Source organism: Streptomyces sp. EDA2-14, from assembly GCF_054963755.1.
In genome coordinates this window covers 1-18,055 of the sequence record NZ_JBUEGE010000029.1, presented here as the reverse complement: position 1 = coordinate 18,055, position 18,055 = coordinate 1, and the positions used below count along the sequence as shown (strand labels likewise).

Here is an 18,055-nt window from a genome sequence, read left to right as displayed (position 1 = left end):
GAGTTCCGCATGAACGAACAGCTCGAAGCCGCCGCAGCGCCCGAGCCGCCCGCCGCGAGCACCGCACCCGCCGACGAAGCCCTCATCGAGGCCGACGAGCTGGTCGAAGAGGTCTCGATCGACGGCATGTGCGGCGTGTACTGACCGTGGCCGCCGCCGCGCTCGATCTGGACCGCGCCTGGGACGTGCACCCCCAGGTGTCGGTCCGGCCCGAACCCTTCGGTGCGCTGCTCTACCACTTCGGCACGCGCAAGCTGTCCTTCCTCAAGGACCGGGGACTGCTCGCCGTCGTCCAGGCCCTGCCGACGTCGCCCACCGCGCGCGCCGCCTGCGCGAGCGCCGGTGCGAGCGACGCGGACACGGCACGCTACGCGCGCGCCCTCGCCGTCCTGGCCCGCTCGTCGATGCTGGTCGAAAGGAGCCCGACACCGTGACCCGCCTGGTGGACCTCTTCGAGTACGGTCTCGACGCGCCGATCTGCCTCACCTGGGAACTCACCTACGCCTGCAACCTGTCCTGCTCCCACTGCCTGTCCAGCTCCGGCCGCCGCGACCCGCGCGAACTGAGCACCGCCGAGGCCAAGGCGGTCATCGACGAGCTGGAGGCCATGCAGGTCTTCTACGTGAACATCGGCGGCGGCGAGCCGACCGTCCGCCCCGACTTCTTCGAACTCCTCGACTACGCCACCGCCCACCACGTCGGCGTCAAGTTCTCGACCAACGGCGTGCGCATCACCCCGGACGTGGCCCGGCGCCTCGCCGCCAACGACTACGTCGACGTACAGATCTCCCTCGACGGGGCCACCGCCGACGTCAACGACGCGGTACGCGGCCCCGGTTCGTACGACACCGCCCTGCGCGCCATGGGGCATCTCGCCGACGCGGGCATGAAGAACTTCAAGCTGTCCGTCGTCTGCACCCGGCACAACATCCCGCAGATGGACGACTTCAAAGCCCTCGCCGACAGGTACGGCGCCCAGCTCCGCCTCACCCGGCTCCGCCCCTCCGGACGCGGCGCCGACGTCTGGGACGAGCTGCACCCGCTGCCCGCACAGCAACGCGAGCTGTACGACTGGCTGGTGGCGCACGACGGCGAGGTGCTGACCGGTGACTCCTTCTTCCACCTGTCCGCGTTCGGGGAGCCGCTGTCGGGTCTGAACCTGTGCGGCGCCGGCCGCGTGGTGTGTCTGATCGACCCGATCGGTGACGTGTACGCTTGCCCGTTCGCCATCCACGACGAGTTCCTCGCGGGGAGTGTGCGGGACGCAGGTGGCTTCGTCGGCGTGTGGCGGGAGTCGGAGCTGTTCCGTCGGCTGCGCGAGCCGCAGCAGGGCGGGGCCTGCGCCTCCTGCACGTTCTACGACACCTGCAAGGGCGGCTGCATGGCCGCGAAGTTCTTCACCGGCCTGCCGCTCGACGGGCCGGACCCGGAGTGCGTCCAGGGGTACGGGGAGCAACTCCTTGCCGCGCGCGACGTCGGCGGCGCGATCCCCAAGCCGTCCGGCGACCACTCCCACCGCACCGGCCCCGTCCTCGTGCCGCTCACCCGACGGCCGCCCGTGTCGGAGTGCGAAGAGAGCCCCGTAGCAGGACTCAGCCCGGCCACCTGACGAGGAGACATCCGCCCCATGGCAAGAAACCCATGGTTCGAAACGGTCGCCGAGGCCCAGCGGCGCGCCAAGAAGTACCTGCCGGGCAGTGTCTACGGCGCGCTGGTCGCGGGCTCGGAGCGCGGCCGCACCATCGACGACAACATCGGTGCCTTCGCCGAACTCGGCTTCGCGCCACGGGTGGTGGGCCACCACGCCGAACGGAACCTGGCGACCACCGTCCTGGGGGTCGAGTCGGCCTTCCCGGTACTGATCTCGCCGACAGGTGTGCAGGCCGTGCACCCCGACGGCGAGGTCGCCGTGGCCCGCGCCGCCGCCAACCGGGGCGTCATCATGGGCCTCAGCTCGTTCGCGAGCCGGTCCGTGGAGGAGGTCGCAGAGGCCAACCCGCACACCTTCTACCAGATGTACTGGATGGGCAGCCGCGATTCCATGACACAGCGCATGGAGCGGGCCAGGGCGGCCGGTGCCAAGGCGCTCATCGCCACCCTGGACTGGTCGTTCTCGAACGGCCGCGACTGGGGCAGCCCCGCGATCCCGGAACGCCTCGACCTGCGCACGGCCGCCAGGTTCGCGCCCGACGTGCTGCCGCACCCGCGCTGGCTCCTCGCGTTCGCCAAGTCCCGCCGCCTGCCGGACCTGACCACACCCAACCTCCGAGCCCCCGGCGGACAGGCACCGACCTTCTTCGGAGCCTACGGAGAGTGGATGCAGACACCGCCACCCACCTGGGACGACGTGGAGTGGATGCGCAAGGAGTGGGGCGGCCCGTTCCTGCTCAAGGGCGTGAGCAGGGTCGACGACGCCAAACGGGCCGTCGACGCGGGTGTCACCGCCATCTCCGTCTCCAACCACGGCGGCAACAACCTCGACACCACACCCGCCACCATCCGCCTCCTGCCGTCCATCGCCGAGGCGGTCGGCGCCGACATCCAAGTCCTCCTCGACGGTGGCGTGCGGCGCGGCGGCGACGTCGCCAAGGCCCTGGCGCTGGGCGCCCGCGCCGTCCTCATCGGCCGCGCCTACCTGTGGGGCCTGGCCGCGAACGGTCAGGCGGGCGTGGAGAACGTCCTGGACATCCTGCGCGGCGGCCTCGATTCCGCCGTCCTCGGCCTCGGCCACGCCTCCGTCGACGAACTGGGACCCGACGACCTCGTCGTTCCGGACGGCTTCACCCGCACCCTCGGGGTCCCACGTGCCTGAACCGGTGGAGCTGGCGCGCGCGACCTGGCCCACGGTGCCGAAGGGCGCCCTCGTCCTCGTCCCCGTCGGCTCCACCGAACAGCACGGCCCGCACCTGCCGATGAACACGGACAGCACGATCGCGGAAGCAGTGGCCCGCAGGGCGGCGCGTCAACTCCCGTACGGTGATGTCGTGTTGGCGCCCACCCTCACCTACGGTGCCAGCGGCGAGCACACCGGATTCCCCGGCACCCTCTCCATCGGCCACGAGGCACTGCACACCGTCCTGGTCGAGACGGTGCGGTCCCTGTCCTCGTGGGCGGGCCGTGTCGTCCTCGTCAACGGCCACGGAGGCAACGTCACCACCCTCGACACGGCCTGCGCCCAACTCCGTTCCGAAGGCCACGACGTGGCATGGCTCGGCTGCGCCCCACCCGGCGGCGACGCCCACGCGGGCCGCACCGAGACCTCCGTCATGCTGCACCTCGCCCCGGACGACGTACGGCTGTCGGAAGCGGCCCCCGGCGACACCCGCCCGCTGCCCGAACTGCTGCCCCACCTCATGGCGCACGGCGTACGCGCGGTCTCCCCGAACGGCGTCCTCGGCGATCCGGACGGAGCCACCGCCGAGGAAGGACGGGCGCTCACCGACGCGATGGTGTCGAGCGCCGTACGCCTCGTCACCACGGGCCGCGCCGACCCACGAGGCCGACTCCTGACCGCCGTACCGCAAGGAGCCGTATGACCCTCCCGCACGGATACGTCGTCGCGCTCGACCGGCACACCCGCGTCCTCGACGGCGGGCGCGCCCTGCTCGGCGGGTACCCGACCCGCCTGATGCGGCTGACACCCCGCGCCCGCGCGCTCCTGACCGGGCGCACCCTGCGCGTACGCGACCGGGCGGGCGCCGTCCTCGCCGACCGGCTGCTCGCCACCGGCCTTGCTCACCCGGTGGCCGCCGAGCTGCCCCCGAACGGCCCGAACACGGCGGTCACGTACGTCATCCCCGTACGGGACCGCGCCGACCAACTCGACCGTGTGCTCACGAGCATCCGCGCCACGACCGACGCCCGGGTGATCGTCGTCGACGACGCCTCACGCCGACCGCTCCCCGTCGCCGCCGCGGCCGCACGCCACCACGCGCGCCTGCTCCCGCTCGCCGACAACCTCGGCCCGGCCGGGGCCCGCAACGCGGGGCTGCGCGAAGTCAGCACGCCGTACGTGGTGTTCGTCGACTCCGACATCGTGCTCGGGCCCGACACCGTGGACGTGCTGCTGCGCCACTTCGCCGACCCGGCCGTCGTGATGGCCGTGCCCCGGATCACCGCGCTGCCGGGCCCCGACGCCGAGCGGTGGCTGGGCCGTTACGAGAGCGCCCGTTCCTCCCTCGACCTGGGCCGGCAACCGGCCGCCGTGCGCACCGGCACCCCCGTCTCCTGGGTCCCCAGCGCCTGCATGATCGCGCGCACCGACGTACTCACCAAGGCGGACGGCTTCGACGCTGGCATGCGGGTGGGGGAGGACGTCGACCTGTGCTGGCGGCTGACCGCGGACGGCGGACGCATCCGCTACGAACCCGCCGTGCGGGCCGCCCACGAGCACCGCGTCGAACCCGCCGACTGGTTCCGCCGCAAGGCCGTCTACGGCACCGGCGCGCACCCCCTGGCCCGCCGCCATCCCGACAACATCGCCCCCGCGATCCTCGCGCCGTGGAGCGCGGCCCTGCTCGTCGCCCTGCTCGCGCAGCGCCGCTGGTCGCTGCCGGTGGCGGGCGGGCTCGCGGCCGTGGCCACCGTGAGCAACGCCCGAAAGCTGAAGGGGATCGAGCACCCGCTGCCGCACGCCGCCCGCCTCACCGCCCTCGGCTCGGCCGCGTCCCTCACCCAGGGCGCGGCCCTGCTCACCCGCCACTGGTGGCCCCTGACGGCCGTCGGCTGCCTGGCCTCGCGCCGTCTGCGCCGCGCCACCGCTGTCGCGGCGGTGGCGGACGTGGCCCTGGAAACCCTCGGCCGCCGCTCACCGGCCGGCCTCGACCCCGTCCGCTACGCCGCGGCCCGCCGCCTCGACGATCTCGCCTACGGGGCGGGGGTGTGGCTGTCCGCGCTCAGAGGCCGGTCGACGGCCGCGCTGCGCCCTCGGATCGTGCGGGCCCACCGTTCCCGCCCGCCGCGTCCTCAAGAGCGCGCATGTCCCCGTACAGACGTGCCACCCCGCCGCACACCAGCGGCATGACGAGCGGCGTCAGCAGAAGCAGGGCCACCGCCGTGGGGAAGACCGTCATCAGGACGCCGGTCATCCACACGTTGTCGCCGTTGAGCCACAGCATGCCGAGCCCGGCGTAGTGGTTCAGCGGCCTCGCCGCGTACAGGACCACCGCGAAGGCGAGCACGGCCGCCGCGCAGCACAGCAGGCCCAGGCCGAAGGCGCGCAGGCGGGCGTGCCGGGTCAGCACCCAGGAGCGGTACACCGCCACGAACGGGTTGCGGCGCTCCAGCACCGTCTCGGCGGTGGCACCGGACAGCCGGAACCAGAGCAGCGGGCCGAGAGTCCAGATGATGATCGGCAGCACCCAACCCACCAGCGAGTACTGCCACGACGCGGTCTCACCGATGGGGGTGGGCTCGACGCCGGGCACCTTGTGCCTGTCGACCAGGGTGAACAGGTACAGGCCCGCGAACACCACCACGGCCACGAAGATGCCGGTCAGGAAGTTGCTCGCGACGGCGGCGAGCAGGCGCGGACGGGTGCGCCGCCACAACTCGCCGACGGACAGCGGCCCGCCGTCGCGCCGGGCATGTGCGTGGGCGACCGCGTACGCGCTGTGGAGAACGGAGACGACGACCAGCGCAAGCAGCAGGAACACCGGCGCCGTCACCGCGCCGACGGCCCGCATCGGGTCCATGTTCTCGTCCGCGTAGGCATAGTAGGAGTCCTCGTTGGCGATGTTGCGCTCCGCGTACTCCCGCACGTGCTCGAAGCCGTCCGCGGTCGCCGCGAACGCGCCCGCGAGGATCGCGAACCCGAGCACGACGGTGGCCAGCGACACCCAGAGGGTGAAGCGGTACAGCGTGCCCCGGTAGGGCCTGACGTCGTATTCCATGGTCGGGCCCTACCTCCGTGCTGTGCCGCGGTGCGGCATTTCCTCGCGTGTTTGTTGCTGACGGCACTCAAGACGCCACGTGAGGCGCCCGGGGTTCCGGCACACGTTCGAAAACTGACGGACCTTGCCTGCTCAGCGCGCGTACGTCGTCCCGAACGCCTCCAGGAACTCCAGCGTCGCCGCCGCCGACCGGTTCGGGCACGACACGGCCGTCCACGTCACACCGGCCTTCTCCAGCGCGGTGAACTCCTCCCGGTGCCGGTCCGCTTCCAGGGTCGGCTCCGCGAGCCCTTCGTCGCGGTAGGAGTGCAGGACGTCGACACTGTCACCGCGGCCCGCGGCGACAGTGGCATCCCGAACCTCCGTGATCGCACCGGCCAGTTCGGACAGCGGGCCGAGCGTCGGGGTGCGGGCGGTGGAGCTCAGTTCGGCGCCGCCGGACATCGGCATCCAGCCCTGCGCCCGCTCGGCGACCCGGCGCCGGCTCAGCCGTGAGTTGCCGCCGATCCACACCGGAATCGGCCGCTGCGCCGGCCGCGGCAGGGCCTGTGCGTCGCGGACGCTGAAGTGCCGGCCCTCGTAAGCGAACGGTTCGCCGCTCCAGTGCAGCGGCAGCACGTCGAGCACCTCCTCGAAGAGCGCGTTCCGCTCCTCGAAGTCGACGCCCAGGGCGTGGAATTCACTCTTGAGGTAGCCGGCGCCGAGGCCCAGGGTCAGCCGTCCGCCGGAGAGCCGGTCCAGCGAGGCCGCCTGCTTCGCCAGCAGCAGCGGATTGCGGTACGGGGCGACGGCCAGGTAGGTGAGCAGCCGCAGCCGACGGGTCACGGCGGCGGCGTGGGAGAGCGCCACGAAGGGGTCGAGCGTCTGGTGCCCGCCGTGGTTCAGCCACCGCGCACCGGGTGCCGGATGCTCACTGAAGGAGATTCCGGAGAATCCGAACTCCTCGGCGGCGCGGGCCACTTCGGTCAGTGGACCGGCGTCCAGCAGGTCGGCGTCCGGCCCGTGCGCCTCCGGGTAGTGAAACAGGAATCGCATCGTCACGCATCCTCCGGTTCTGTGCGGAACTGTCGTCCGTACGGCCCGGACTGCGGGCCTGCCCAGGGGCGTATCCGTGCGCGCCGAAAAAGGCAAGAGCCTCGATGGTCCGCGCCGGTGGATCAGGTGCGCGGCCAGGGCTGACCGCTGAGCCGCTCGATGCTGGTGTTGAAGCGCTGCAGATACTGGGCGAAGGTCTCCACGTCCTCCGCGGGCCAGTCCTCGAAGACCTTGTCCAGCTCCTGGATGTGGGTCGTGCGCTCGTGGTCGAGGCGCTGCTCGCCCTCCTCGGTGAGCCGGAACTTGCGCGCCATCCCACCGTCGGGGTCGGGGATCCGCTCCAGGAGGCCGGCCCGCACCGCGCTCGCCGTCTGCCGGTTGAGCGTGGACGCGTCGAGCATCAGGGCCTCGCTGAGCTGCCCGATCGACATCGGCCCCTGGACCCGGATCCGGCTCAGCAGAATGTACGCGCTGCGCTCCATGCGTGCGGCCTCGCGGCGCCGCTTCTCGCTGCCGAGCTGATGCCGGCCGAGCACCATGTGCTCGAACTCGACCAGGTGCGATGGCTTGTCCATGTACGTGCGTCCTCCCAGGTCGACCGTATCGCAGGGCGCCGCGGGCCATGCGCCCCGTCCGGGCTCCTCTCCCGCTCGCGTGTCACGCCGTCAGGTATGTGCACTACGCATGAAGTATGCATGATGCACATCGTGTGTATGATGCACATCGTTGCACACGCTGAAGAGATTGAGGAGTCCTTCATGGATGCGCCCCAGTCGAGCGGCCGGGCTGGCGCCGTCGTCGCCACCCTCGCGCTCGCCGGTACCGTCGCCGCGATCATGCAGACGCTGGTGACCCCGCTCATCGCCGAACTGCCGCGGATCCTGGACACGTCGTCCTCGAACGCGGCCTGGGTGGTCACCGTCACCCTGCTCGTGTCGGGTGTCTGTGTGCCCGTCTCGGGCCGCCTCGGCGACCTGGTCGGCAAGCGCCGCATGATGCTCATCTGCGCCGTGCCACTGTTCGTCGGCTCGGTGGTGTGCGCCCTCTCGTCGACCGTCGTCCCCATGATCATCGGGCGCGGCCTTCAGGGCATGGGCATGGGCATGGTGCCGCTCGGCATCGCGCTGCTGCGCGACGTCGTGCCCACCGAGAAGCTCAGCGGGTCCATCGCGCTGGTCAGCGCCTCCATGGGCATCGGTGGCGCGATAGGCCTGCCGATCGCCGCCGCGGTCGCCCAGTACGCGAACTGGCGTGTGCTGTTCTGGGGTTCCGCCGCGCTCGCCCTCGTCATCGGCACCATGATCTTCCTGATCGTGCCGGACGTCCCGGCCGCCGCGAAGGGCCAGCGCTTCGACGCCCCCGGAGCGGTCGGGCTCGCCGTCGGACTGGTCTCCCTGCTCCTCGCGATCTCCAAGGGCGCCGACTGGGGCTGGGCCTCGGGCACCACCCTTGCCCTCTTCGCCGTCGCGCTCGTCGCACTGCTGGTGTGGGGCTTCTACGAACTGCGCACCCGTGAGCCGCTGATCGACCTGCGGACCACCGCCCGCCCCCGTGTGCTGTTCACCAACGCGGCCTCGATCCTCGTCGGCGTCGGCATGTACTCGTTCATGCTGATCGCCCCGCAGGTCCTGCAGTTCCCCGAGGCCACCGGGTTCGGTTTGGGGCAGTCGATGCTGGCCGCCGGTCTGTGGCTGGCGCCCGGCGGCGTCATGATGATGCTCATCTCGCCGCTCGGCGGAAAGCTCATCAACGCCCGCGGCCCGAAGTTCGCGCTGATCTGTGGCGCCCTCGTGATCGCCGTCGGATACGGGGCCGCGCTGCCCCTCATGGGGACGGCCTGGGGCATCATGCTCGCCGGAATCGTGATCAACAGCGGTGTCGCCCTCGCCTACGGCTCCATGCCCGCGCTCATCATGAGCTCGGTGCCGGTCTCCGAGACGGCCGCCGCCAACGGCTTCAACACCCTGATGCGCTCGCTCGGCACCACGATCGGCTCCGCCGTGATCGGTGTGGTTCTCGCGCAGATGACCGTCACCATGGGCGGCCACTCCTTCGCCTCCGAGGACGGATTCCGCACCGGCCTGATGATCGGCTGCGGTGTCGCCCTGGTGTCCGCGGCGGTCGCGACTCTGATCCCGGCCCTGCGCAAGGCCGACGCGGGTGCGAACGAGACCGCCGACGCACCGACCGGGGGCGACCAGGCCCCGGCGCGCGCCTGAGCTTTTCGAGGCGTTCTCGGGCAACTGCCATCTGCATACACGTTTGCACGCTTGGTGCGCGCGAAGCCGGGCAAGAGTGGGAGAGGCTCACTCGGGTTCCTTTGCCAGGGAAGGCACTTGGAGGTGCACCGTGATGCTCCCGGCTCGTCGGCGCGCAGCGGCCGCTGCCCGTGAGAGTGCGGAAGGGTATGCGGAACTTCAGGTGCGGGTCGAACAGTTGAAAGAGGCCGTGACCTCGCACGCCGAGGTCGACCAGGCCATCGGTGTCGTCATCGCGGTGGGCGCCGTCTCGCCGGCCGAGGCCTGGGACGTGCTGCGCGAGACCTCCATGCGCACCAACACCAGGCTCCGGCTGATCGCCCGGCAGTTGATCGACTGGCCTCGCACCCGCGAACTCGATCCCGTGATCCGCGGCGAGCTGGAGCGGCAGCTCGCCCTGCGGAGCGGGGCGGAGAGCAGGGGAGTCGCGCAGTAGCCGCACAGTGACCCCGCTCCCCGGCTTCTGCCGCGCGGGCTCCCGCCGAGGAGCGGGGGCGGGCTCACTGCCGAACCCGCCACGGCCAGCATTGACCGCTCCACCGTCGGAGTAACACGCTGGCGGCCTTACTAACGCAAACATGTCGGAATCTTCACTTCCGCTGGCGGTTCTGGTCACCTGAATCCCTCGGCCGGGCCCGTCGACCGGGTCTGTCGGCCGGTTCCGTCAGGCGGTCTCCACCGCCGCGTCGACGAGACGTCGGGCCGCCGCGTCGGTGCGGGCGGCGTCGCCCGTCACGAGCCGGTCCTGGCAGAGTCCACGCAGCCCGGACACGAGGAGCGTCGCGCGCTCGCGGGCCGCGGGCCCCGGATGGCCCAGGCGGACATACGCGTCCGCGATGGGGTCGACCATGAAGGCGACGGCCTCGCGGGCCAGTTCGCCGTACTGCTCCGGATCGGTCGCGGCCAGGCTGAGCAACTGGAGCAGCATCCGGATCGGGCCGGCCTGCTCGCCCACCGTGATCGCCTGCCACAGCGCGTCGGCCGAGCGGCGCAGCGCCTCGACGTCCCCGACCCGATCGAACAGCGCGTGGGCGTCGGGCCGGCTCGCGGCGATGGCGCGGGCGATGAGGGTCTCGCGGCTGCCGAAGTAGTACAGCAGCATCCGCTTCGTCGTGCCGATCTCCTCGGCGAGGGGGGTGAGCGACAGGTGTGCGAGGCCGTGGCGCTGCACGTACTCCACCACCTGGCCGAGCAGCTCGGCGCGTTTCTCGGTGTTCACGGTACGGGGCACCCTTTGAACGTACCGGACGGTACATGTATCGTCCATTCATCATGGATTCCTGTTCCGACCGGTACAACAACCCACGGCCGCGCGCCGCCGCGCTCAAGGCGTTCGCCGAGGCGGCCTGGTTCCCCGCCGTCCTCTTCCTCGGCATCCTGTGCTTCTTCGCCCCGGCGCTGCACGCCCCGAAGCCGCACCACGTCGAGGTGGCCGTGGCCGGTTCGGCGGCAGGGGTGCAGGACGAACTGCGCGCGCGGTACCCCGACGGCTTCGACATCACCCCCGTGGACACCGCCCGCGAGGCACGCCAGGCGGTCCTCGACCGGGACGCCTCCGCCGGATACGTCACCGGGAACCGGCCCGTGCTCTACGTCGCCAAGGGCAACGGCGCCTCCCTGGAACAGAACCTCACCAGCGCCTTCGGCGGGCTCACCGGGGGCGACCCGACCGTCCACGACGTCGCGCCGACCGCGCGGAAGGACCTGCTCGGCTCGACCGTGCTCTACTTCGCCATCGGCTGGAACATCCCGGCGTACATCCTCGCCACGACCCTGCTGCGGGCCGTCGCCCTCGACCGGCGCCGCAAACTCCTCGCCATCGCGGCCGTCGCCGCCGTCTTCAGCCTCGTCGGGTACGGGGCAGGGGCCGGGCTCGGCTACTTCGACGCCCACCCGGCGGTCCTCGGTATCGCCTTCCTCCTCACCACGGCGGTCGCCACCGTCACCTCCGGGCTCGCACCCTTCACCCGGCAGTTCCTGCCCGCGGTCGGCATGACGCTGTTCATCGTGATGTCGATCCCGACCAGCGGGGGAGCGGTGCCCGCCCCGCTGCTGCCGGGGTTCTTCCAGGGCGTGCACGCGGTGATGCCGCTCGCCAACGCCGTCGACGCGCTGCGCGGAGTGCTGTACTTCGACGGCGCCGGGGTGCTCGAGCCGGTGCTCGTCCTGTGCGGCTGGCTCGCGGCCGGACTGGCCCTGCTCGGCCTCGACCACGCGCGGCACCGGCGCGGCTCCGAGGACGGGGCGCCCCCGGTCGACGACCCCGCCGCCGAGACCCCCGTGCCCACCGCGCTGCCCGCCCAGCGCCACCACTTCGGCGAACCGGTCCCCGCTCTGACCGGACTGGTCACCGACGCCGCACACGAGCCGCTGCGGGGCGCCGCCGTCGTCGTCCTCGACGGCCGCGGCCGCCAACTGGTCTCCACGTTCACCGACCACCGGGGCCGCTACGCGGTGGCCGGCCTGCCCGAGGACCACCTCAGCCTGGTGGCCTCGGCCCCCGGCAGACACCCCGAGGCACAGCGCATCCTCGTACGCCAAGGCGCCGCGGCCACCGCGGACTTCGCACTGGGGGCGCGGGAGGGCGCGCTGCTCACCCGCTGAGCCCGGGGCCCCCGGACAGCGCCAGCGCGAGCCGGTCCAGGACGGTCTCGATCTCGTCGTCCGACAGCGGGACGAGTTCCAGGGCCAGCTCGCCGTCGTCCTGGCGGTCCGTGTAGAGCCAGATCTGCGGATCGCCGGAGCGGAGCGCGTCCGCGAGCGCCGCCGCGTCGAGCCCGGCCCGCGCCGGATCGACCCGCAGCGCCGCGCGGGGGAACGGCAGCCCGGTGGGGTCCGCGACCGCGTGCGCGGAGATCCCGGCCAAGGCGCCCGCACGGGCGGCGAAGTGCGCGACCTTCTCGTCCTGGCGCCGCTGCCACGCGGACACGTCGAGCTCCTGCCGCGCCTCCAGCGCGGCGAGCGTGCCCACGATCGCCTCCTTGCTCGCCTTCATCGCCCGGCCGATGCCCTTGCCCTGCGCGCGCACCGCACGGACGGCCCCGGCGCGGCCGAGGACCAGACCCGCGGTCGGGCCGCCGAGATACTTCTGGCCGCTGACGAGCACGAGATCTGCGCCGGTGGCCAGGAGTTCACCGACCCGGAAGTCCTGCGCGGCTCCGTCGACGATCGCGGGCACGCCGCGCCGGTGCGCCGCGGCGACGGCCTCGCCGAGTGGCACCCGCGCCCCGCGCGTGAGCCGCGACGACACCAGGACCAGGCAGGCGGTGCCGGGATGGGCGAGATCCTTCTCCAACTCGTCGAGCGAACAGGAGTCGTCGGCTCCCGACAGGACAGGAGTGCCGCCCGCGAGTCGGACGTCCTGGACCAGCGGATGCCCGTAGTCGACCGCGTGCCCGGCGGGCAGCACCACGCGCGCGGGCAGCCCGCCCGTGTCCGGCAGCGTGGCGATCCGCTCCGCCGATTCGCCCGTCATCGCGGCCGCGACCGACAGGGTGATCGCCGACGACGTGCAGTGCACGAGCGTCCCCGCCTCCGCCCCGGTGACGCGTGCGAGGGTGCGGTCCGCGAGGTCGTGCAGCTCCTCCATGACGAAGAAGCCGGAGAGCGCCGCGGCGACCGCGCGTCCGATCCGCTCGTCGCTGCGCGAGACACCGACCGGCGTGAACGGTCCTCGCGCGTTGATCACCCGCGCCAGCCCGTACCGCTCGTGCGGTTCCGTCTCGTCGTGACGCGCCTGCTGTTCCTGAAGTCCCATGGGGGCATCGTGCCCGCTCGGCGCCGCACGGCGTGCGCCCGGTCACCGGCTCAGCGGGCCGCGTGCAGCGTGTCGCCGAGCCGGCCGTGGCTGTGCCGCCAGCCACCCGCCACCCGTACCGCACCGCGCACATGCGGATGGTCCGCGGCGAGCCCCACGTGCTCGTGCTCCACCTCCGGGGGTCCGTCCGCGCCCACCGGCCACAACCGCGCCGCCGCGACCCCTGCCGCCACCGCCACCACCCCGAGCCCGCCCACGGCCGCGCCGAGCCCGGCCCACGCGCCCAGCCACCCCGCCAGCGGATACGTGAGCAGCCAGCACGCGTGCGACAGGGAGAACTGCGCGGCGAACGCGGCCGTACGCTCCCGCTCCGGCGCGGCCCGCCGGACCAGCCGCCCGGTCGGCGTGAGCACCATCGAGCACGCCCCGCCGAACGCGGCCCACAGGACCAGGAGAGCGGGCACCCGCCAACTCCCGGAGTGCACCGCCGTGACGGCCCCCAGGCCGGCGAAGACCGCGCCCAGCGCCAGCGCCCCGCGCACCATCACCACCCGCTCACCCACCCGTTCGAGGATCCGCGGCACCACGAGCGCCACAGCCATCGACCCGGCCCCGTACGCACCGAGCGCCACCGGCACCGCGCCCGACGACAGACCCAGGAAGTCCCTTACGTAGACGACCGAGTTCACGGTCACCAGCGCGCTCGCCGCCGCGACGGCGAGGTTCAGCGCCAGCAGGCCGCGCAGCTGGGGGAGTGCGAGGAAGAGGCGGCTGCCGGCCGTCGCCCTGGCGAACACGCCGCCCGCCCGCGCGAGTACGGGCGCCCGGCCGGGCAGCACCGTCGTGACCACGAGCGCGGCCGAGGCGAGGAAACCCACGACCGTTCCCGTGAACAGCCGGTGGTACGAGACCACCGACAGCAGCGCGGCCGCCAGCGCCGGACTGAACAGGCTCTCCATGTCGTACGCGAGCCGGGCGAGCGACAACGCGCGCGTGTAGTCGCGTTCGTCGGGCAGCACGTCCGGGATCAGCGCCTGGAAGGTGGGCGTGAAGACCGCCGAGGCGGACTGCAGCAGGAACACCAGGACGTAGACCTGCCAGACCTGGTCCACGAACGGCAGCGTCAGGGCCACGCCCGCCCGCAGCAGATCCGAGCCCACCAGTACCGCGCGCCGCGGCAGCCGCTCCGCGAACGCCCCCACCAGCGGGGCGACCAGCACGTACGCCGTCATCTTGATCGCCAGCGCGGTTCCGAGCACGGCGCCCGCGTCCGCCCCCGCGATGTCGTACGCGAGGAGCCCGAGCGCGACGGTGGCGAGACCGGTGCCGACGAGGGCGACGACCTGCGCGCCGAACAGCCGGCGATACGTGCGGTGGCGCAGAACCGTGAGCATGCGGGCCCCTCCGGAAGGCTGTCTCGCCAAGGTACTCGTCATGTGCGCACCTGCGCACATGACGAGTATGTTGCGGTGATGTGCGCCGTTCCCGCAAGGGCCTCACGACCAGGGCCCTAGGCTGAGGCCATGCCCGCAAGCGATCCGACCCCCGCCGCGGCTCCCGCGGCCGCCGCGCATCCGCACGAGCCCGACGGCGCCCGACTCGCCGAGGCGACCAGGGTGTTCGCCCTGCTGTCGGACCCGACGCGGCTGCACGTGCTGTGGCTGCTCGCCCTGGAGGAGTCGGACGTCGGATCGCTCGCCGAGCGCGTCTCCGCCTCCCGCACCGCCGTCAGCCAGCACCTGGCGAAGCTGCGGCTCGCGGGCCTGGTCGAGGCGCGCCGCGAGGGGCGGCACATCCACTACCGGCTCACCGACGGACACCTGCGGCGCCTGGTGACGGAGGCGCTCAGCCATGCGGACCACCGGGTCACCGGGGCGGCCCCGCACGACTGAGCGCCTGCGTCACGCCCGGTCGCGGACCGACGTGAGCAGTCCGTAGAGGACGACGTTGCCCGAGTAGCCGGTGCCCTTGCTGTACGTGCCACCGCAGGTGATGACACGGAGTTCCGGCAGGCCCGTGTTGCCGTAGACCCGGCGGGACGGGAAGTGCTTCTTGTCGACGACGTCGATGCCGTGGATCTCGAACACGGCGGTCTTGCCGTCGGCCCGGTCGATCTCGATGTGCTCGCCCTTCTTGAGGGCGCCCAGCCCGTAGAAGACGGCGCGGCCCTCGGCGTTGTCGACGTGCCCGTCGACGACCGCAGTGCCGCGCTCGCCCGGCGTCACCGCGCCCGGGAACCAGCCCGCCAGATTCGCCCGGTCCGGCGGAGGGGCGTCCAGCCAGCCCTGCGCGTCCCGGCCGACGCGGGTCAGCGGCGCGTTCACCCCGATCTCCGGGATACGGATGCGCTGCGGCGCGGCGGCGGGCAACGGGTCGGCGGGCGGCGTGTGCGTGCCGAGCTTCGCGGCGCCCGGCTCGGGCTGCGGAGGCCCCTCGCCTGAGATCCCGTGGTGCACCAGGAGGACCCCCGCGACCAGCGTCGCCGCGAGGAACGACCACGTGGGGCGGCGACTGCGCACAGACGGCGTGGACTCCGCCGCAGCGGACATCAGCGTCCGCCCTGCCGTCGTCGGCGCAGCAGCCTGCCGAGGAACAACGGCACACACGCCAGGGCGAGCAGCCCGCCCGCCGCGCCGAGGTGCTTGCCGAGCCCGCCCGACGCTTCGTCGGACTCCGCCCCCGTGGCGGGCGCGGCGGCCGGTGCGGCCGCGGCCAACTGCTGCGGAGCCGAGGGGCGCTGGGCCGCGGCCACCTGCCGCGCGTGCAGCGGCCCCGCCTTCGCGCCCCAGTCGAGCAGGGCGCGGCTCTCCTCGTACACCGCGTTGAAGTCCTCGTCCTGCGGGTTCATGACGCTCACCAGGACCGTGCGGCCCTTGTGGGTCGCGGCGGAGACCAGGGTGCAGCCGGCCTTGGACGTGTAGCCGTTCTTGACGCCGATCAGGCCTGGATAGCGCTTCACGCCGTGCGAGCCCACGAGCAGCCGGTTGGTGTTCTCGATGCCGAACGCGTCCTTGCCCCCGGCCGCCGGGAAACGCGCCCACTTCGTGCCCATGTAGCGCCGGAAGTCGTGGTTCTTGAGGCCCTCCCTGGCGATCAGCGCCAGATCGTGCGCAGAGGAGAACTGGCCGCGCGTGTCGTAGCCGTCGGGTGAGCGGACCTCGGTGTCGCGGGCGCCGATCCGGCGGGCGGTCTCCTGCATCTGCGCGACGGTGCGGGACACCCCGCCGTTCATGTGCGCGAGCGTGTGCACGGCGTCGTTGCCGGAGCTGAGGAACACACCCCGCCACAGGTCGGCGACCGTGTACCGGCTCCCCTCGTCGACTCCCACGAGGCTGCTTCCCTCGGCGACGTCGGAGAGATCCCGGTACGTCGCCCGGTGCACCTCGTCCTGGCGCAGCTTCGGCAGCACGGTCAGGGCGAACAGGGTCTTGAGCGTGCTCGCGGGCGGCAGCCTGCGGTGCGGAGCCCTCGCGGCGAGCACGTCACCGGTGCCCGCGTCCATCACCTCGTACGACAGTGCGGAGACGGACGGCGGCGCGGGCGGGGCCGGCACCGGGGGATCGGCGTGGGCGGGGCCGACGGCGGTGCCTGCGGCGACCGCCGCGCACACGCCGCACGTCAGAAGTGCCGTGCCGAAGCCCGGACGGAAGCGGAGGAAAGGCGCCATGCCGGAAACGTATGGTCGCCGCCGGGCCACCGCGCTCCACGTACCCCATACGGCCGCCGCACAGGGGGGACGCCCGCCCGAGGTGCGCGCCACAGAGCCCGGAAATACGCTGTTCGAGTGAAGGCCGCCCCGGTCGGGGCCGGTCGTGATCCCCGCCGCCGAGCCGGGCGGGCCGCGAACGTGACGTACGTACGCTGGATTGACACGACGGTGGAGGTGGTCCGCCATGACGGCCCAGACACGACTCCTGAACCGGCTGTCGCACGCCGACCGGGACCGGTTGCTGCCACTGGCCAAAGAGGTCTCCTTCGCCCAGGACACCCGGATCTTCGAGGAGGGCGACCGGGCGGACCGGTTCTGGATCATCCGGACCGGAATGGTCACCCTCGACGTCCGCGTCTCCGACCGCACCCTCCTTCCCATCGACCCGCTCGGCCCCGGCGACCTGCTGGGCTGGTCGTGGCTGTTCCAGCCGTACGAATGGGACTTCGGCGCGGAGGCGTTCAGCCCGGTGCGGGCCTACGAGTTCGACGGCGCGACCGTGCGCGCGCTGTGCGAGAGCGAGCCGAGGCTGGGCGTGGCCGTGCTGCACGGGGTGGCCGAGGTGATGGCGAACCGACTGGAGTCGGCGCGGGTCAAGCTCGTCGAGGCGCATCGGACGCACGGGCGGATCTGAGACCTGAAGGGGGTACGCCAAAAGGCGCCAAGGGGCTGGGCGGAATCGGTGGTGTCACCCGACTCGACGCCCCAACGGGCGGTCGGCGCGCCCGCGCGGTGGGATCGGTGTGCGAGTACCCGCACACCGTGGTCCGTCAGCCGGGCCCACCGAGAGGATCTCCATGGGCCGCACCGCGTCCTGGCCGACCGCCGCCGTCGCCGCGGCGACACTCACCCTCGGGAGCCTCGTGTGCCCCGCCGCCGTGGCCGCCGAGGGCGACGATCCCGCCTGGGACACCGGCACCGCGTGGACCGAGAGCCCGCCCGTGGCCGACGCGTCCGGGAAGCTGGAGCTCGTGCCCGCCGATCCGGGGCCGGGGGCGAATGTCACGGCCAGTACGAGCGCGTGTGGGGACGACGAGACCGCGACGGGGGACGCCGAGAGCCTCGGGGCGGGCGGGTTCACGTTGCAGACCGCGACTCAGGAGGGCTCGGTCACGGGTCAGTTCAAGGTGCCGACCGGCGCCAGGGGCGGCACCTTTCCGGTCACCGTGACCTGCGAGAGCGGCACCGAGGTGCGGCAGACGCTCACCGTGTCGGGGCGGGGCGGCACCGAACTCGGCGGGGTCAAGGCGGGTGACGGCGGCTCGCTCGGCACGCTGAGCGTCACGCAACTCGCCCTGGGCGGCGTACTGATCGTGGGCGCGCTGGTCGCGGCGGGGCACTACGCGCGCCGCCGCGTCCAGGAGACGTGACCATCCCGGACGCGGCGGTGTGTGCGGTGATGTCC

At 72.6% G+C, this 18,055-nt stretch carries 19 protein-coding genes; 12 read left to right on the top strand and 7 right to left on the bottom strand.

Features of this window, described 5'->3' with window-relative positions; all coding sequences use genetic code 11:
- The first annotated feature begins 9 nt into the window (after window positions 1–9).
- The 6 genes from mftA to mftF are packed head-to-tail and all read left to right on the top strand — an operon-like array spanning window position 10 to window position 5,023.
- The gene (gene mftA, locus ACY34M_RS39315; protein ID WP_462723309.1) at window positions 10–144 is read left to right on the top strand and encodes a mycofactocin precursor MftA; all 135 of its coding nucleotides are present in this window, start codon (window positions 10–12) and stop codon (window positions 142–144) included.
- A complete protein-coding gene (gene mftB / locus ACY34M_RS39310; RefSeq protein ID WP_462723310.1) occupies window positions 129–434 on the top strand; it encodes a mycofactocin biosynthesis chaperone MftB in 306 nt (101 codons plus the stop codon). Before mftA ends, mftB begins: the two co-directional genes overlap by 16 nt.
- A complete protein-coding gene (gene mftC, locus ACY34M_RS39305; RefSeq protein ID WP_462723311.1) occupies window positions 431–1,609 on the top strand; it encodes a mycofactocin radical SAM maturase in 1,179 nt (392 codons plus the stop codon). Before mftB ends, mftC begins: the two co-directional genes overlap by 4 nt.
- Before the next feature lie 18 nt (window positions 1,610–1,627).
- The gene (mftD, locus tag ACY34M_RS39300) at window positions 1,628–2,812 is read left to right on the top strand and encodes a pre-mycofactocin synthase MftD (protein ID WP_462723312.1); all 1,185 of its coding nucleotides are present in this window, start codon (window positions 1,628–1,630) and stop codon (window positions 2,810–2,812) included.
- Window positions 2,805–3,536, top strand: a complete 732-nt coding sequence (gene mftE, locus ACY34M_RS39295; protein ID WP_462723313.1) for a mycofactocin biosynthesis peptidyl-dipeptidase MftE — start codon at window positions 2,805–2,807, stop codon at window positions 3,534–3,536. Before mftD ends, mftE begins: the two co-directional genes overlap by 8 nt.
- A complete protein-coding gene (gene mftF, locus ACY34M_RS39290) occupies window positions 3,533–5,023 on the top strand; it encodes a mycofactocin biosynthesis glycosyltransferase MftF (protein ID WP_462723314.1) in 1,491 nt (496 codons plus the stop codon). The genes mftE and mftF overlap by 4 nt, the downstream gene beginning before the upstream one ends.
- Before the next feature lie 1,000 nt (window positions 5,024–6,023).
- Here the strand turns inward: mftF and ACY34M_RS39285 are convergent.
- Complete coding sequence (locus ACY34M_RS39285) at window positions 6,024–6,926, bottom strand: LLM class F420-dependent oxidoreductase (protein WP_462723315.1); 903 nt, start codon at window positions 6,924–6,926, stop codon at window positions 6,024–6,026.
- Window positions 6,927–7,048: 122 nt separating this feature from the next.
- Window positions 7,049–7,501, bottom strand: a complete 453-nt coding sequence (locus ACY34M_RS39280) for a MarR family winged helix-turn-helix transcriptional regulator (protein WP_462723316.1) — start codon at window positions 7,499–7,501, stop codon at window positions 7,049–7,051.
- Between the two features lie 183 nt (window positions 7,502–7,684).
- Here ACY34M_RS39280 and ACY34M_RS39275 point away from each other — a divergent pair, with 183 nt between their 5' ends.
- Together ACY34M_RS39275 and ACY34M_RS39270 are read left to right on the top strand one after the other, a co-directional pair.
- On the top strand, window positions 7,685–9,145 hold the full coding sequence (locus ACY34M_RS39275) for an MFS transporter (protein WP_462723317.1): 1,461 nt from the start codon (window positions 7,685–7,687) through the stop codon (window positions 9,143–9,145).
- A 133-nt stretch (window positions 9,146–9,278) separates the two neighbouring features.
- Window positions 9,279–9,620, top strand: coding sequence for an ANTAR domain-containing protein (locus ACY34M_RS39270; RefSeq protein WP_462723318.1), 342 nt, complete (start codon window positions 9,279–9,281; stop codon window positions 9,618–9,620).
- A gap of 228 nt (window positions 9,621–9,848) precedes the next feature.
- Here the strand turns inward: ACY34M_RS39270 and ACY34M_RS39265 are convergent, their stop codons facing one another.
- A complete protein-coding gene (locus ACY34M_RS39265) occupies window positions 9,849–10,403 on the bottom strand; it encodes a TetR/AcrR family transcriptional regulator (RefSeq protein WP_462723319.1) in 555 nt (184 codons plus the stop codon).
- A 53-nt stretch (window positions 10,404–10,456) separates the two neighbouring features.
- On the opposite strand from ACY34M_RS39265, the gene ACY34M_RS39260 reads away from it, so the two are divergent.
- Window positions 10,457–11,788: a carboxypeptidase regulatory-like domain-containing protein gene (locus tag ACY34M_RS39260; RefSeq protein WP_462723320.1), complete on the top strand. Its 1,332-nt coding sequence runs from the start codon at window positions 10,457–10,459 to the stop codon at window positions 11,786–11,788.
- Here the strand turns inward: ACY34M_RS39260 and ACY34M_RS39255 are convergent.
- The gene (locus ACY34M_RS39255) at window positions 11,778–12,941 is read right to left on the bottom strand and encodes a PLP-dependent aminotransferase family protein (protein ID WP_462723321.1); all 1,164 of its coding nucleotides are present in this window, start codon (window positions 12,939–12,941) and stop codon (window positions 11,778–11,780) included. The two genes, ACY34M_RS39260 and ACY34M_RS39255, sit on opposite strands and share 11 nt — an antisense overlap.
- A gap of 50 nt (window positions 12,942–12,991) precedes the next feature.
- On the bottom strand, window positions 12,992–14,335 hold the full coding sequence (locus tag ACY34M_RS39250) for an MFS transporter (protein ID WP_462723322.1): 1,344 nt from the start codon (window positions 14,333–14,335) through the stop codon (window positions 12,992–12,994).
- Between the two features lie 129 nt (window positions 14,336–14,464).
- Here ACY34M_RS39250 and ACY34M_RS39245 point away from each other — a divergent pair, with 129 nt between their 5' ends.
- Window positions 14,465–14,833: an ArsR/SmtB family transcription factor gene (locus ACY34M_RS39245; protein WP_462723323.1), complete on the top strand. Its 369-nt coding sequence runs from the start codon at window positions 14,465–14,467 to the stop codon at window positions 14,831–14,833.
- 9 nt (window positions 14,834–14,842) lie between these two features.
- Here ACY34M_RS39245 and ACY34M_RS39240 read toward each other — a convergent pair whose 3' ends face one another.
- Window positions 14,843–15,490, bottom strand: a complete 648-nt coding sequence (locus tag ACY34M_RS39240) for a class F sortase (protein WP_462723324.1) — start codon at window positions 15,488–15,490, stop codon at window positions 14,843–14,845.
- A complete protein-coding gene (locus ACY34M_RS39235; protein WP_462723325.1) occupies window positions 15,490–16,608 on the bottom strand; it encodes a D-alanyl-D-alanine carboxypeptidase family protein in 1,119 nt (372 codons plus the stop codon). Before ACY34M_RS39235 ends, ACY34M_RS39240 begins: the two co-directional genes overlap by 1 nt.
- Before the next feature lie 226 nt (window positions 16,609–16,834).
- Between ACY34M_RS39235 and ACY34M_RS39230 the strand changes: the two genes are divergently transcribed.
- Both ACY34M_RS39230 and ACY34M_RS39225 read left to right on the top strand, forming a co-directional pair.
- Complete coding sequence (locus ACY34M_RS39230) at window positions 16,835–17,284, top strand: cyclic nucleotide-binding domain-containing protein (protein WP_462723326.1); 450 nt, start codon at window positions 16,835–16,837, stop codon at window positions 17,282–17,284.
- Between the two features lie 163 nt (window positions 17,285–17,447).
- Complete coding sequence (locus tag ACY34M_RS39225) at window positions 17,448–18,020, top strand: hypothetical protein (RefSeq protein ID WP_462723327.1); 573 nt, start codon at window positions 17,448–17,450, stop codon at window positions 18,018–18,020.
- The last annotated feature ends 35 nt before the right edge of the window (window positions 18,021–18,055 follow it).